This is a genomic window from Streptomyces xiamenensis (genome assembly GCF_000993785.3).
In the GTDB taxonomy this organism is placed as follows: domain Bacteria; phylum Actinomycetota; class Actinomycetes; order Streptomycetales; family Streptomycetaceae; genus Streptomyces; species Streptomyces xiamenensis.
In genome coordinates, this window is record NZ_CP009922.3 from 2,521,103 (window position 1) to 2,534,511 (window position 13,409).

The following is a 13,409-nucleotide window of genomic DNA, read 5'->3' on the forward strand; positions in this document are numbered from 1 at the left end:
ACCGCGCCGGCGCCCGGTTCAGTTCTTCGCGTACGGATTCGGTACGCCGGGCGGCAGCACGTCCATCTGCCGTTCGCCCTCGTCCGCGAAGACGTACGCGCCCGCCTCGATGCGGTCGATCAGGCCGCGCGTCCACGCCTCGTCGCTGGACGACTCGTGCACCCACAGCCGCATGATCTCGCCGATGTGCCCCCACTGCTCCGGGGTGTCCTCGGGCGGGCTCCAGTGCTTGCGCACCTCGGCGCGCCAGCCCTCCAGTGCCGCGACCCGTTCCCGCAGCAGGCCGACGGCCTCGGCGCGTGGCAGATCGACGATGAAGCCGACGCCCGCCGTCAGGACGTCGATCCGCTCGTCGTGGGCGCGCAGCGCGTGCCGGAGCAGGTCGAAGAACACGTCCTCGCCGGCGTCGGTGATCTCGTACTCGGTACGGGGCGGGCCGCCGGCCGGGCTGGGGGCGGCCTCGTGGGCGAGCAGCAGTCCCTGCTTGGCCATGGCCTTCAGCGCGTGGTAGATCGAGCCCGGCTTGGCGTTGGACCACTCGTGGGCGCCCCAGAACTCCAGGTCGTTGAGGACCTGGTACCCGTGGGTGCGCCCGTGCTGGCGCACCGAACCCAGCACCAGCAGCCGGATGACCGACATCACTCGCCCTCCCCTTGCGCGGATCGTCTGGGGTGTGTCTGTGCGGACAGTCTCTCACCGGGCTCACTCTTCAAGTTTGACTAGTCGCGCCGTGCCCTCTACCCTCGGCCCTCGCTCATCAAGTTTGAATAGCGAGGGGTGTGAGGGCACGCAGTGCGCCAGATGATCAGAGTCCGCGAACTCACCAGGACCTACGGAAACCGGAACGCCCTCGACGGGCTGGACCTCACCGCCGATGAAGGCACCGTGCACGCCGTACTCGGCCCCAACGGAGCGGGCAAGACCACCGCCGTCCGCATCCTCACCACCCTGCTGCGCCCCACCTCCGGACTGGCGGAAGTGGCCGGCCACGACGTCGCCCGCGCCCCGGACGCGGTGCGCCACCGCATCGGCCTGGTCGGGCAGCACGCCGCCCTGGACGAAGGGCTGAGCGGACGGCAGAACCTGGAGCTGTTCGGCCGCCTCCACCACCTGGGCGCGAAGGCCGCCGCACGGCGGGCCGACGCGCTGCTCGCGGAGTTCTCGCTCGCCGACACCGGCCACCGCCCCGTCACCACCTACAGCGGCGGCATGCGCCGCCGCCTGGACCTCGCCGCCTCCCTCGTCGTCCACCCGCCGGTGCTCTTCCTCGACGAACCGACCACCGGGCTCGACCCGCGCGGGCGGGCCGAGGTGTGGCAGGCGGTGCGCCGGCTGACCGGCGGCGGCACGACCGTCCTGCTCACCACCCAGTACCTGGAGGAGGCCGACCAGCTCGCCGACCGGATCTCCGTCCTCGACCGGGGCCGGCGCATCGCGGAGGGCACCGCCGACGAGCTCAAGGCGCGGGCAGGCGCCGACCGGATCGACATCGTGGTGCGCGAACGGGACCGGCTGGACGCCGCGGCGGCGGCCGTCGGCGGAACCGTCGTGGACACGGACCGCCGGCTGGTCAGCCGCCCGGCGCCGGACCGGATGACCGCCCTGACCGCCACCGTGACGGCGCTGGCGGCGGCCGGCGTCGAGGCCCAGGACATCGCCCTGCGCCGCCCCACCCTCGACGAGGTCTTCCTCACCCTGACCGGAACGGAGACGGCATGACCACCACGTACACCGGACCGCGCCTGTGGACGGACTCGGTCACGATGACCCGCCGGGGCCTGGCCCACTGGGCACGGCAGCCGGGCCAGTTCGCCGCACAGCTGATCTTCCCGGTGATGCTGCTGGTGATGTTCGCGTACTTCATCGGCGGCGGGATGGAGGTGGCCGGCGGCGGGGACTACAAGGAGTTCCTGATCCCGGGGATGCTGGCGCTGACCATGGCCTTCGGCCTGGAAAGCACGATGGTGGCGCTCACCCAGGACATCAACAAGGGGGTGCTCGACCGGTTCCGTTCGATGCCGATCGTCCCGTCCTCGTTCCTGATCGGGCGCAGTCTGCTCGACATGCTCAGCTCGGCCGCCGCGCTGCTGGTCATGATCGGCGCCGGGCTCGCCATCGGCTGGCGCTGGCACGGCGGCGCGGCGGCGGCGCTGGGGGCCGTGGGGCTGCTGCTCCTGCTGCGCTTCGCGATGCTGTGGGTCGGCATCTGGCTGGGCCTGGTCGCGGGGCGCCCGGAGATGGTGCAGACCGTGCAGATCCTGGTGTGGCCGGTGGGATTCCTGTCGAGCGCGTTCACCTCACCGGACACCATGCCGGGATGGCTGGGGGCGGTGGCCGAGTGGAACCCGATGTCGGCCACGGCGAGCGCGGTGCGCGAACTGTTCGGCAACCCCACCTGGAGCAGCGCCTCCTGGCCGGCCGAACACCCCGTCGCGCTCGCGGTGGGGTGGCCCCTCGTGCTGCTGGGCCTGGCCGTCCCGCTGGCGCTGCGCCGCTTCCGGTCGCTGGGCCGCTGAACACCGGGCCGCCACCACGCGCCCGCCGGGAGCCGATCGGGCCCCGGCCGTCCCCCAGGCGATGTCCGCGTGCGGCGCGCTACTTGCGGACCGGGACGTCGTCGATCCAGGTGTAGCGGGTGCCCCGGCCCTCCGTGCAGCGCAGTTCGTACAGGCCGTTGCTGTCGGGGCGGCCGGAGAGCATCAGGGGAACATGGCCGGTGATGACGAGATCGATCGTCCGGCCGTGACGGGGGCCGCCGTCGAAGCGGACTTTGATCACGTGGGGGGAAGCCATGGCGTCCAACCTAACCAGGTGTCACCTTGGGCTTCCCCCCGTGAATCATGTCAAGGGCCGCCAAATCGGACGGCCGCCCCCGATTCCTCACTCGGACGGGTGACGGCCATCACGATGACGGAGCAGCCCGCAGCGGCGAGCGCTGGCGGCCGAGACCGGTGATCTCCAGCTCCATCACGTCACCGGCGGCCAGGTACGGGAAGTTGCCCGACATCGCGACACCCTGCGGCGTTCCGGTGTTGATCACGTCACCGGGCTCCAGTACCAGGTACTGGGAGAGGTGGTGGACCAGGTGCGCCACGCTGAAGATCATGTCGGCGGTGGTGGAGTCCTGCCGCGGCTCGCCGTTGACCCAGGAACGCAGCGTGAGGTTCTGCGGGTCCGGCACCTCGTCCACCGTCACCAGCACCGGGCCCAGCGGGTTGAAGGTCTCACAGCTCTTGCCCTTGGACCACTGACCGCCCGACTCGTCCTTCTGGTACGTGCGCTCGGAGACGTCGTTGGCGATCGTGTATCCGGCGATGTGCGCGAACGCGTCCCGCGGGCTGTCGAGGTAGCGGGCGCGCCGGCCGATGACGACGGCCAGTTCGACCTCCCAGTCGGTGGTCGAGGCCCCGCGCGGGATGTGCACCGCGTCGTTCGGTCCGACCACGGTGTTCGGCGACTTGTAGAAGAGGATCGGCCACTTCGGCGGCGCGGACCCCGACTCGGCGGCGTGTGCCGCGTAGTTCTGCCCGATGCACAGCACCGCCGAGGGGCGGGTGACCGGGGCGCCGATCCGTTCCCCCTCGATGCTGGTCTCCGGCAGGGTGTCCACGGCCGGGACGATCCCCGGGTTCTCCGTCACCGCCGCGAGGAAGGCGGCGTCGATGTCCTGCGTGACGCCCCGCAGATCGTAGTGGCGCGAGCCGTCGGCCGCCGCCAGTACCGGGCGTTCGCGGCCCGGTTCGCCTATGCGCATCAGTCGCATCGTGTCACCTGTTCCTGCTCAGTCGAGTGTTGCCAGCTCGTCCGCCGTCAGTGTCAGCTCCGGGGCGGCGGCCGAGTCCGTGATCGTCTCCGGGCGGCTGGCGCCGGGGATCGGGACGACCATCGGGGACTTCGCCAGCATCCAGGCCAGGCACACCCGTTGCGGACTCACCCCGCGATCCCGCGCCACCTGGGCGAACGGTGCGAAGCGCGAACCCAGGTCGCCCGCCTGCGCGATGCCACCCAGCGGGCTCCACGGCAGGAACGCGATGCCCAGCTCCGTGCACAGTTCGAGCTCCGCCTCGCTGGAGCGGAAGGCCGGCGAGTACTGGTTCTGGACGGACACCAGCCGGCCGCCCAGGATCGCGTTGGCCTGCTCGATCTGTTCCGGGTCGGCGTTGGAGACGCCGGCCATCCGGATCTTGCCCTCGTCCAGCAGTTCGGCCAGCGTGCCGACCGACTCGGCGTAGGGCACGGCCGGATCGGGCCGGTGGAACTGGTAGAGGCCGATGGCCTCCACCCCCAGCCGGCGCAGCGACGCCTCGCAGGCCGAACGCAGGTACTGCGGGGAGCCGTTCAGCCCCAGCTGCCGTCGCCGGGCCGGGTGTGGCCGCCCTTGGTGGCGATCAGTACGTCGTCCCTGCGCGGGTCCCCGGCGAGCGCCCGGGCGATCAGTGACTCGTTGTGCCCCGCGTCGTCGGCGTCGCCGAGGCTGTACGCGTCGGCGGTGTCGATGAGGGTGATGCCCGCGTCCAGCGCGGCCTTGATGGTGGCGATCGAACGGCTCTCGTCCTGCGGCCGTCCCTCGATCGACATCGGCATCGCGCCGAGGCCGATCTCGCTGACCCGCGCGGCTCCGATCATGCGGTACTTCATGGCTGTGCACCTGCCCTTCCATACCCGTCCATTCCCGCTGGATCCTAACGGCCCCCGCCCCGGGGCCCTCGGCGGCAACAGCACCGACACCGGGCGCGGCCCGGGGCGGACGGTGGGCTCCGGCCCGGGCCCGTATTCCATAAGCGCTGTTATATTAGCGCTATGACATCTCCCGGGCCTCCTGAACCGGCCGGTGGCGACCCCACCTCCGAGCCGGACCGCTGGGTGCCGCTGCACCAGCTCTTCCGCGCCATGGACGACGAGATCGGCGAGGTGTACGCGCTGCGCGGCATCCACGGCGTACGGCCCCGGTTCGCCTATCCGCTGATCCGCCTCGCGCACACCGGACCGCTCACCATCCGGGAGCTGGCCGACTCCCTGGACCGCTCGCACTCCGCCCTCAGCCAGACCCTGACCGCCATGCGCCGCGAGGGCCTGATCGACTCCGCGCCCGGCGAGGAGGACGCCCGCACCCGCAGGATCACGCTCACCGAACGCGGTCGCGCGCTGGTGCCCTTCCTGGAGGCGGAGTGGCGGGCCACCCACGCGGTGGTCGCCGAGCTGGACGAGGAGCTGCCGTACCCGCTCAGCGCCGCCGCCGTCGCGCTGGCCGCGGCGCTGGAACGCCGGTCGATGAAGGACCGGATCCTCGACCGCCTCGAAGAACCGTCGTGAGCCGCCGGACACGGTTCGTGGACGTGCGGCCGCTGCGCACCAGTCCGCCCTTCCGCGCGCTGTGGATCGGCGCCTCGCTGGGCTCGCTCGGCCAGCAGATCGCCACGGTGGCCGTGCTGGCGCAGGTGTGGGAGCTGACGGGCAGTCCGCTGTGGACGGGGGCCATCGGCCTGGCCGCCGCCGGGCCCGCCATCGTGCTGGGCGTGGCCGGGGGTGCGCTCGCCGACGCGATGGACCGGCGGTCCCTGGTACGGGCCACCACCGCCGTCCAGTTGCTGGCCGCGCTGGCGCTGGTGGGGCAGGCGGCGGCCGGGAACCGTTCGGTCCTGCTGCTGCTCGCGCTGGTGGGGGCCAGCAGCGGGGCGAGCGCGCTGGGGGCGCCCGCCCGGCGTACGTTCCCGGTGCGGCTGCTGCCGTCCGACCAGCTGGCCGCGGGGCTGGCCCTGCAGGGCATGGCGTTCCAGGTGTCGATGCTGGCCGGCCCCGCGCTGGCCGGACTCGTGCTGGCACAGTGGCGGTTCCCGGCGGCGTACGGGCTCCAGGCGTGCGCCGTCCTGATCTCCCTGGCCGTCCTGTTCCGGCTGCCGCCGATGCCGCCGCTGAGCCCGACGGCGTCCGGCGCGGGGAACGGCGGCGGAGCCGCCCGGCTGCGCCGGCCCGAACGCGGCGGCTGGCTCTACATCCTGCGCCGGCCCACCCTGTGGGGCGCCTTCGCCACGGACCTGTCCGCGACGCTGCTGGCCATGCCGATCTCCCTCTTCCCGCTGATCAACGAGATCAGGTTCGACGGGGATCCGCGCACGCTCGGCCTGTTCCTGTCGGCGGTGGCGGTCGGCGGGATCACGGCGGGACTGTTCTCCGGCACGGTGACCCGGCTGCGGCGGGCGGGGGCGGTGCAGTTGACCGCCGCGCTGGTGTGGGGGCTGGCGCTGGCCGGGTTCGGGCTGGCGGGGCCGCTGTGGCTGGCGCTGGGCTGCCTGGCGGTGGCGGGCGGCGCGGACACCATCTCGGTGGTGACGCGGGGGGCGCTGGTCCAGCTGGAGACGCCCGACGCGTACCGGGGACGGGTGTCCTCCGTGGAGCACGTCATCGGCATGGCGGGACCCGAGGTCGGCAACTTCCGGGGCGGCCTGGTCGCCTCGCTCACCTCGGCACCGGTCGCGCTGGTGACGGGCGGTCTGGCGGGTGCGGTGGGGGTCCTTGTGGTGGCGGTGACGAACCGGCCGCTGCGCACGTACACCCTGCCCGATCCGGAGCCGGAGACCGGCCCCGCTGGCGCACCGGCACCGGAACCGGCACCGGACCCCGCCGCACCGGCCACGGTGGCCGGACAGGCCGACCGTACCGGCTGACGCCCGGAGGCGCCCTGTGGCTCACATCCGACCCCCTGGCAGATTCTGCCACCCGGGCGTAGGGTGCGAGCCATGGGACGCGTCAGGGACGACGCCGCGATGAGGGCGTCCGAGAAGTGCTGCGAGCTGTACATCAGCCGCGGCACCACCTCCCTCACCGTGGCCGAGCTGACCGCGGCCATCGGCATCTCCGCGCGCTCGTTCCACCGCTATTTCCCCACCAAGGCCGACACCGTCCAGCCGGTCTTCGACTGGACGACGGACACTTTCAACACCCACGTGCGCACGGCCCCGCCGGGGCCGCTGACCGGCGTGCTGCGGGACGGCTTCCGCGTCATGCTCGGCGGTACGCACGCCGCCCGCACCCGTGCCTTGTTCCCGCTGGTCTTCGCCGACCCCGGCATGTGGTCCGTCTTCCTGCGCGCCGTCCACCACGGTGAGACCACGCTGGCCGCGGCGCTCGCCCCCCGGCTCGGGAGCGCGCCCGACGCCATCGGCACCCGAACGGCCGCGGCCGCCGTGGCCTCCGCCACCCGGCTCGCGTTGGAGGGAATGGCCCGCACCGGCCAGGACCCCGAGCCGTTATTCGACGCCCATCTCGACGCCTTCGCGTCGGGTGTCCTCGCCGGGGCCCGCTGACCCCCACCCCACCCCCACACTCCATCGCATCGCACCGCACCGCAGGAAAGTCGATACCACCATGTCAGGACTTCTGGAGAACAAGGTCGCCATCGTCACCGGTGGCAGCAGCGGAATCGGAGAGGCGACCGTCGAGCGGTTCATCGCCGACGGAGCCCGCGTCACCATCGCCGACATCCAGGACGAGGCCGGCGAGGCGCTCGCCGCGCGGCTGGGCGAGCGGGCCCTGTACGTCCGCACCGACGTCACCGACGAGGCCGCCATCGAGAACGTCGTGCGCCGCACCGCCGAGCACTTCGGCCGGCTCGACGTCATGTTCAACAACGCCGGCGCGCAGGGCGACCCCTCGCCGCTGACCGAGATCGGCGCCGAGGGCTTCTCCCGCACCATCGACCTGCTCACCCGGTCCGTGGTGCTGGGCCACAAGTACGCCGCCCGCCAGTTCCAGGCACAGGGCGGCCCCGGCTCGATCATCAGCACCGCGAGCGCCGCCGCGCTGCAGGGCGGCTGGAGCGCCGCCGGCTACACGATCGCCAAGCACGCGGTGGTCGGCGTCGTCCACCAGGCCGTCGCCGAACTCGCCCCGCTCGGCATCCGCTCCAACGCGATCGCGCCGGGCATCATCATGACGCCGATCATGGCCCGGTCCTTCGGGGTGCCGATGGAGGAGGCCGAGGCGTTCACCGGGTTCCTCGCCGACCGGCTCGGCGGCAGCCAGCCCCTGGGCCGGGTCGGCACCGGGGACGACATCGCCCGCGTCGCCTCGTTCCTCGCCAGCGACCTGGCCCAGTTCGTGACCGGCGCGATCATCCCCGTGGACGGCGGCGCCACCTCGGTCACCCAGGGCACCTTCGCCGTCGATGTCGCCGCGGCGGCGGCGGAGTACACGGCCGGCGCGCGCTGACCCCCGGCCCGCGACGGCCCGGCGCGCACCCGGCACCGAACCGGCCGGAACCGAACCACCGCGCGCCGGGCCGGGCCGCCGGCCACCCCCCTACGCTGGGCACATGACGCTCGCTCAGGCACCGATGCCCTTCGACCCCGAGGTCTTCGCCGCCGACCCGCACGGCACCTTCGCGCGGCTGCGCCGGGACACCCCCGTCGTGCGGGTCACCCTCCCCGAGGGCACGGCGGCCTGGGTGATCACGCGGGAGGCCGATGTGCGGGCCTGGATGGGGGATCCGCGGCTGTCGCTCGACAAGTCGCACTCCACCACCGGCTATCAGGGCTTCTCCCTCCCGCCCGAGCTGGACGCCAACCTGCTCAACATGGACGGCGCCGACCATCTGCGGCTGCGCCGGCTGGTGTCCAAGGCGTTCACCCCGCGCCGGGTGGAAGCGCTGCGGCCCCGGATCGCGGAGGCGGCCGGACAGCTCGCGGAGGCGGTGGCCCTCGCGGGACGGTCCGGCCCGGTGGACCTGGTCCGCGCCTACGCCAGGCCGCTGCCGATGACGGTCATGGGCGAACTGTTCGGGCTGCCCGCCGAGGGCCGGCGGTCCTTCGCCGCACTGATCGGCACCGTCATCTCGGCCCGCAGGCCGCAGGAGGCGGGCGAGGCCGTCGACGCGATCGCCGCGTTCATGCGCGCCCTGATCGCCGACCGGCGCGCCACACCCGGCGACGACCTGCTCTCGGGCCTGATCGCCGCCCGCGACGAGGGCGAACAGCTCAGCGAGAGCGAGCTGGTCTCGCTCGCCTTCCTCATCGTGGGCGCCGGCATCGAGAACGTCACCCACCTCATCTCGGGCGGCCTCCACACCCTGCTGACCCACCCGGAGCAGCTGACCGCCGTGCGCGGCGCCCCCGACGCGCTGCTGCCGGAGGCCGTGGAGGAGCTGCTGCGCTACGTGCACCCCAATGTGACGGCCATCCGCCGCTTCCCGGTGGAGGACATCGAGGTGGGCGGTACGGTCATCCCGCGCGGCGAGACGGTCCTGCTCGGTCTGGCCGCGGCGCACCGTGACTCGGCCCGGTACCCGCGGCCGGACCGCTTCGACATCCACCGTGCCGAGAAGGCCCATCTGGCGCTGGGCCAGGGCCTGCACTACTGCCTGGGCGCGCCGCTGGCCCGCGCCCAGATCGAGATCGCGCTCGGCACCCTGCTGCGCCGCTTCCCCGGCCTGCGGCTCGCGGGCGAACCCGCGTGGCGGACCACCTTCCGCAGCCACGCGCCCGCGCGGCTGCCCGTACAGGGCCTGGACTGACGGCCGCCTCTTGGCGCGGCGCGGGCGCGGGTGGCCCGTCCCTGGTGGGCGCAGCCGCTACCCGGGGATGACCTCGATCGTGTCGCCCCGCACGGTGGCGGCGTCGCTCCGGTGGCCGGTGTCGAGGAGCGCGGAGGCGGCGGTCTCCCGCGCCACGCGCTTCGCCTCCTGGTCGTCGGCGGATTCGACGATGATGCTGAAGGTGATGTCCCCGGCGTCGGTGCGATGGGTGACGATCCTGCCCCTGCGGCCGCGGGGATCGTAGGCGGCGAGGGCGTCGTTGAAGTCGTTCAGTGCGTCCTCGGTGGGCTCGTGGGTGAAGCGGACGGGAACGACAGCGAGGTAGCGGGGCATGGGGGAAACGTACTCCCGCGGCGAGGACGGTGATCGCGCCGCCGGGGCAGGCCGAGGAGCTCAGATCCCCGATCCGCCACCCGGTCGGTGACCGGACCGGGCCTACGGCGTGGCGGTGACCTTGGCGATGAACGCGGCCAGGTTGTCCACGGTCCGCCGGACCTTCTCCTCCACGGTGAGCGTCTCGTACACCCGGGCGCCGTCGCCCGGGTCCTTCCTGCCGCGCACGTACAGCGAGCAGTCCAGGTCGTCGCAGAGGTAGCTGCCCACCGAGTCGCCCTGCTTGCCGGCCCGCCCGGCGCGCGGGGCGACCATCAGGGCGACGCCGCCCGCCCGGGTGGTGAGGCAGATCGAGCACATGCTGTGCCGCTTGCGGCCGGGGGACGGGGCGGTGCTGCGCAGGGCGATGGCCTGCGGACGGCCGCCGACGTCGGCGACCAGGTAGGCGCGGTCGGGCGCCCGGGGGTCCCGCCAGCCGAGGTAGTCCAGTTCGTCCCAGGGGCGGGTGGCCAGGTCGAGGGGGACGTACAGCCGCTTCGTCTCGCCCTTGGAGCAGTTGACGAAGGAGGCGCGGATCTCGTTCTCGGTCAGTGCCTTCATGGAGAGCCAGGCTAATTTGCCTAAAGATGTTAGGCAAACGCATAATCGCTTTCGGGAAACGGTCACAAGAGCGAGCGAGGAACGTCATGGTGCGTGCGGGGCTGACCACGGAACGTGTGGTGCGGGCCGGAGCGGAGCTGGCCGACGAGGTCGGCTTCGACGAGGTGACCGTCTCCGCGCTCGCCCGCCGCCTCGGCGTCAAGGTCGCCAGCCTCTACTCCCACCTGAAGAACTCCCAGGACCTGCGGACCCGCATCGCGCTGCTGGCCCTGGAGGAGATGGCCGAGCGTGGCGACGCCGCCCTCGCCGGACGGTCCGGGCGCGACGCGCTCGCCGCCCTCGGCGACGTCTACCGCGACTACGCCCGCGCGCACCCCGGCCGCTACGCCGCCGCCCAGCTGCGCCTGGATCCGCAGGCCGCCGCGGCCAGCGCCGGTGGCCGGCACGCCCGGATGACCAGGGCGATCCTGCGCGGGTACGCGCTGGGCGAGCCGGACCAGACGCACGCCGTGCGGCTGCTGGGCAGCGTCTTCCACGGCTACGTCAGCCTGGAGCTGGGCGGCGGCTTCAGCCACAGCGCTCCCGACACCCAGGAGACCTGGATCCGGATCCTGGACTCCCTCGACGCCCTGCTGCGCAACTGGCCCGCCCCCACGCCCGTCGCGAACAGCTGAGCCGCCGCGGCACACCGCGGCCGGCACCGCCGCGTCGCCGCGCGCCCTCGGGCCCGGCGACCCGCGGGGCCTCCCTCGTGCGCTCTCCTGACAAGGGCCTGCCCCGCTGATAGCGTCCGACGGATGGATGGCCGCGATGACGCCCAGGACGTGTCCGTCAACTCCGTCTCGGGGCAGGTCCGGGCGGACACCATCGTCCAGGCGCGGCACGTCATCATGAATCTGGACCCCGCCCCGCCGGCCCGCCCCCGGCCGCTGCCGCGCGAGGTACGGCCGCCGCTGGGGCCGTTCGTCAACCGCGCCGCCGAACTCACCCGGCTGGCGGCCCTGCTGGAGACCGGCCGGCACCGGGACGGCCGCGTGGTCGTGGTCGTCACAGGGCTCGGCGGGATCGGCAAGACCTCGCTGCTGGGCCACTGGATCCACGCCCTGGACCGGGAACTGCACTCCCCGGACGGGGACCTGTACGTCGATCTCGCCCAGCACCGGCGGGACGGGGCGGTGGACATCGGGGCGGTGCTGACGGACCTGCTGCGTTCGCTGGAGGGGGAGGGCGCGGGCCCGCCCGCCTCGCTGCCGGCCCGCGAGAAGCGGTTCCGCACCCTCACGGCGGAACGGCGGCTGCTGCTGTTCGTGGACGGCGTGCTCAACGCCTCCGAGGTACTGCCGCTGCTGCCCACCCGGGGCGTTCTGGTGGTGGCCGCCCGGCGCGCGCTGCCCGGTCTCGCGCTGCGGGCGGATCTGACCCTGACCGTGGGGCCGCTGGACGGCGCCGCCGGAACGGATCTCGTCCGCACCCTGGTGGGGCCGGCGGACACGACGGCGCCGGAGGAGCTGCTCGAACTGGTGCGGCTGTGCGCCGGGCATCCGCAGGCGCTGTTCGCTGTGAGCGAACTCCTTGCCGACCAGGGCGGATTCGGCGAGACCGGCGCCGAGATCCTCACCAGGCTCCGCGACGCGCGCCGACGGATGGGAGAACTGTCGGTGTCCCAGGTCTTTGACGCGGCGTTCGCCGACTTTCCGCCGGCCGCGCGCCAGGCCTATCTGCTGCTCGGCGTCCACCCCGGTGCGACTTTCACGAAGGACCTGGTCACCCGCGTCGCGGGACCGGCCGCCGGGGCGGGGCTGCGCGAGCTGGCCCGGTCGCACCTGGCAGGGCCCGCCAAGGAGACCGGCTGGTTCCGGCTGAACGATCTCGTACGCGAGCACGCCGCCGACCGCGCCCGGCGGGAGCTGACCGCCGCCGACCGCGAACGGCTGCTGCGCGCCGTCGTCGACGACTACGTCACGCTGGCGGCGGCAGCGGACGCGCTCGTGCTCGGCGACCGCTACCGCATCGCGCCGCCGCCCGGCGGCCCCTCCCCCTTCTCCGGCCGGGAGGCGGCGGTGGGCTGGCTGGACGCGGAGCGCAGCAATCTGCTGGCGGTGCAGCGGGCGGCGTACGAGAGCGGCTGGTACGAGCCGGTGTGGCGGCTGAGCGAGTCGCTGTGGGCGCTGCACCACGGGCGGCTGCTGTACGCGGACTGGCTGGAGGCCAACCGGCTCGGTCTTGAGGCCGCCCGCTGGGAGGGGCGGACACCCGCGCAGGTGCGGATACTCAATCAGCTGGCGCGCTACCACCACGCGATGGCCGATCAGAGCGCGGACGGCGAGGAGGCGCGGGCGCACCGGGCCTCGGCCAGGGAACTGCTGTCGGTGGCGGAGGAACTCTTCGGCGCCGCCGGCGGGGACGGCCCGGGTGGTCCGGACGGCGCGGACGGCGCGGACGGTCCGGGTCCGGTGCCGCCGGTGCTGCGCGGGGTGATCTGGGAGACCGGCGGGCTGCTGTGGGTGGCGGACGGCCAACCGCGCCGGGCCCTGCCGCTGTTCGCCCGCGCACTCGCGGCCAACGAGGCGGCCGGCGACCGGCACGGTGTGGCGGTGCAGACCTACAACCTGGCCCAGGCCCACCTGGCCGCCGGGGACCTCCCGGCCGCGACGGCGGCGCTGGAGGACGCGCTGGCGGTGGTGGAACGGACCGGTGACGACCCGATGCGGTCCAGGATCGGCATCGTGCTGGCCAAGGCGGCGCTGGCGGCGGACGACGCCCGGACGGCACTGCGGCACGCGACCACGGCCGCCCAGTGGGCCGCCCGCCTGGGCCAGCACCCCAAGCTGGACCAGGCCCTGACCCTGGTGATCGGGGCGGCGGAGCGCCTGGGAGACACCGCGCTGCGCACGGCGGCGCAGGCCCGGCGGAGCGCGCTGCGCCAGGACGGCTGACCCCGGGGCGC

At 73.5% G+C, this 13,409-nt stretch carries 14 protein-coding genes and 1 pseudogene; 9 read left to right on the top strand and 6 right to left on the bottom strand.

Going from position 1 to position 13,409, the window contains the following annotated elements:
• Positions 1–18: 18 nt before the first annotated feature.
• Positions 19–639 carry a PadR family transcriptional regulator gene (locus tag SXIM_RS11630; RefSeq protein WP_030735157.1) on the bottom strand — a complete coding sequence of 207 codons (621 nt, stop codon included), beginning with the start codon at positions 637–639 and terminating at the stop codon, positions 19–21.
• A gap of 162 nt (positions 640–801) precedes the next feature.
• Between SXIM_RS11630 and SXIM_RS11635 the strand changes: the two genes are divergently transcribed.
• Positions 802–1,719, top strand: coding sequence for an ATP-binding cassette domain-containing protein (locus SXIM_RS11635; protein WP_046725599.1), 918 nt, complete (start codon positions 802–804; stop codon positions 1,717–1,719).
• On the top strand, positions 1,716–2,516 hold the full coding sequence (locus SXIM_RS11640; RefSeq protein WP_046723849.1) for an ABC transporter permease: 801 nt from the start codon (positions 1,716–1,718) through the stop codon (positions 2,514–2,516). Before SXIM_RS11635 ends, SXIM_RS11640 begins: the two co-directional genes overlap by 4 nt.
• A 79-nt stretch (positions 2,517–2,595) precedes the next feature.
• Here the strand turns inward: SXIM_RS11640 and SXIM_RS11645 are convergent, their stop codons facing one another.
• From SXIM_RS11645 to SXIM_RS11655, 3 genes and pseudogenes are all read right to left on the bottom strand, one after another.
• Complete coding sequence (locus tag SXIM_RS11645) at positions 2,596–2,793, bottom strand: hypothetical protein (RefSeq protein WP_030735170.1); 198 nt, start codon at positions 2,791–2,793, stop codon at positions 2,596–2,598.
• Positions 2,794–2,902: 109 nt separating this feature from the next.
• Positions 2,903–3,763: a fumarylacetoacetate hydrolase family protein gene (locus SXIM_RS11650; RefSeq protein WP_030735172.1), complete on the bottom strand. Its 861-nt coding sequence runs from the start codon at positions 3,761–3,763 to the stop codon at positions 2,903–2,905.
• Positions 3,764–3,781: 18 nt separating this feature from the next.
• Positions 3,782–4,638: pseudogene (locus tag SXIM_RS11655) on the bottom strand (aldo/keto reductase).
• 162 nt (positions 4,639–4,800) lie between these two features.
• On the opposite strand from SXIM_RS11655, the gene SXIM_RS11660 reads away from it, so the two are divergent.
• From SXIM_RS11660 to SXIM_RS11680, 5 genes are all read left to right on the top strand, one after another.
• Complete coding sequence (locus SXIM_RS11660) at positions 4,801–5,313, top strand: MarR family winged helix-turn-helix transcriptional regulator (RefSeq protein ID WP_046723853.1); 513 nt, start codon at positions 4,801–4,803, stop codon at positions 5,311–5,313.
• On the top strand, positions 5,310–6,665 hold the full coding sequence (locus SXIM_RS11665) for an MFS transporter (RefSeq protein WP_046723855.1): 1,356 nt from the start codon (positions 5,310–5,312) through the stop codon (positions 6,663–6,665). Before SXIM_RS11660 ends, SXIM_RS11665 begins: the two co-directional genes overlap by 4 nt.
• Positions 6,666–6,737: 72 nt before the next feature.
• Positions 6,738–7,304 (top strand): TetR/AcrR family transcriptional regulator, encoded by a 567-nt coding sequence (locus tag SXIM_RS11670; RefSeq protein WP_030735183.1) that lies wholly within the window; start codon positions 6,738–6,740, stop codon positions 7,302–7,304.
• 61 nt (positions 7,305–7,365) lie between these two features.
• The gene (locus SXIM_RS11675) at positions 7,366–8,208 is read left to right on the top strand and encodes an SDR family NAD(P)-dependent oxidoreductase (RefSeq protein WP_030735186.1); all 843 of its coding nucleotides are present in this window, start codon (positions 7,366–7,368) and stop codon (positions 8,206–8,208) included.
• A 103-nt stretch (positions 8,209–8,311) separates the two neighbouring features.
• Entirely contained in the window at positions 8,312–9,508 is a 1,197-nt protein-coding gene (locus SXIM_RS11680) for a cytochrome P450 family protein (protein ID WP_046723856.1), read from the top strand.
• Between the two features lie 57 nt (positions 9,509–9,565).
• Here the strand turns inward: SXIM_RS11680 and SXIM_RS11685 are convergent, their stop codons facing one another.
• Both SXIM_RS11685 and SXIM_RS11690 read right to left on the bottom strand, forming a co-directional pair.
• Positions 9,566–9,862, bottom strand: a complete 297-nt coding sequence (locus tag SXIM_RS11685) for a hypothetical protein (protein WP_046723857.1) — start codon at positions 9,860–9,862, stop codon at positions 9,566–9,568.
• 102 nt (positions 9,863–9,964) lie between these two features.
• On the bottom strand, positions 9,965–10,462 hold the full coding sequence (locus SXIM_RS11690) for an FBP domain-containing protein (protein WP_030735195.1): 498 nt from the start codon (positions 10,460–10,462) through the stop codon (positions 9,965–9,967).
• Between the two features lie 86 nt (positions 10,463–10,548).
• Here SXIM_RS11690 and SXIM_RS11695 point away from each other — a divergent pair, with 86 nt between their 5' ends.
• Both SXIM_RS11695 and SXIM_RS11700 read left to right on the top strand, forming a co-directional pair.
• Entirely contained in the window at positions 10,549–11,136 is a 588-nt protein-coding gene (locus SXIM_RS11695) for a TetR/AcrR family transcriptional regulator (protein ID WP_046723859.1), read from the top strand.
• Positions 11,137–11,259: 123 nt separating this feature from the next.
• Positions 11,260–13,398 carry an AAA family ATPase gene (locus SXIM_RS11700; protein ID WP_053116167.1) on the top strand — a complete coding sequence of 713 codons (2,139 nt, stop codon included), beginning with the start codon at positions 11,260–11,262 and terminating at the stop codon, positions 13,396–13,398.
• Positions 13,399–13,409 lie beyond the last annotated feature (11 nt).

Coding starts and splice junctions, on each gene's coding strand:
- SXIM_RS11630 (WP_030735157.1), bottom strand. CDS start 639: ATGTCGGTCATCCGGCTGCTGGTGCTGGGTTCGGTGCGCCAGCACGGG.
- SXIM_RS11635 (WP_046725599.1), top strand. CDS start 802: ATGATCAGAGTCCGCGAACTCACCAGGACCTACGGAAACCGGAACGCC.
- SXIM_RS11640 (WP_046723849.1), top strand. CDS start 1,716: ATGACCACCACGTACACCGGACCGCGCCTGTGGACGGACTCGGTCACG.
- SXIM_RS11645 (WP_030735170.1), bottom strand. CDS start 2,793: ATGGCTTCCCCCCACGTGATCAAAGTCCGCTTCGACGGCGGCCCCCGT.
- SXIM_RS11650 (WP_030735172.1), bottom strand. CDS start 3,763: ATGCGACTGATGCGCATAGGCGAACCGGGCCGCGAACGCCCGGTACTG.
- SXIM_RS11660 (WP_046723853.1), top strand. CDS start 4,801: ATGACATCTCCCGGGCCTCCTGAACCGGCCGGTGGCGACCCCACCTCC.
- SXIM_RS11670 (WP_030735183.1), top strand. CDS start 6,738: ATGGGACGCGTCAGGGACGACGCCGCGATGAGGGCGTCCGAGAAGTGC.
- SXIM_RS11675 (WP_030735186.1), top strand. CDS start 7,366: ATGTCAGGACTTCTGGAGAACAAGGTCGCCATCGTCACCGGTGGCAGC.
- SXIM_RS11680 (WP_046723856.1), top strand. CDS start 8,312: ATGACGCTCGCTCAGGCACCGATGCCCTTCGACCCCGAGGTCTTCGCC.
- SXIM_RS11685 (WP_046723857.1), bottom strand. CDS start 9,862: ATGCCCCGCTACCTCGCTGTCGTTCCCGTCCGCTTCACCCACGAGCCC.
- SXIM_RS11690 (WP_030735195.1), bottom strand. CDS start 10,462: ATGAAGGCACTGACCGAGAACGAGATCCGCGCCTCCTTCGTCAACTGC.
- SXIM_RS11695 (WP_046723859.1), top strand. CDS start 10,549: ATGGTGCGTGCGGGGCTGACCACGGAACGTGTGGTGCGGGCCGGAGCG.
- SXIM_RS11700 (WP_053116167.1), top strand. CDS start 11,260: ATGGATGGCCGCGATGACGCCCAGGACGTGTCCGTCAACTCCGTCTCG.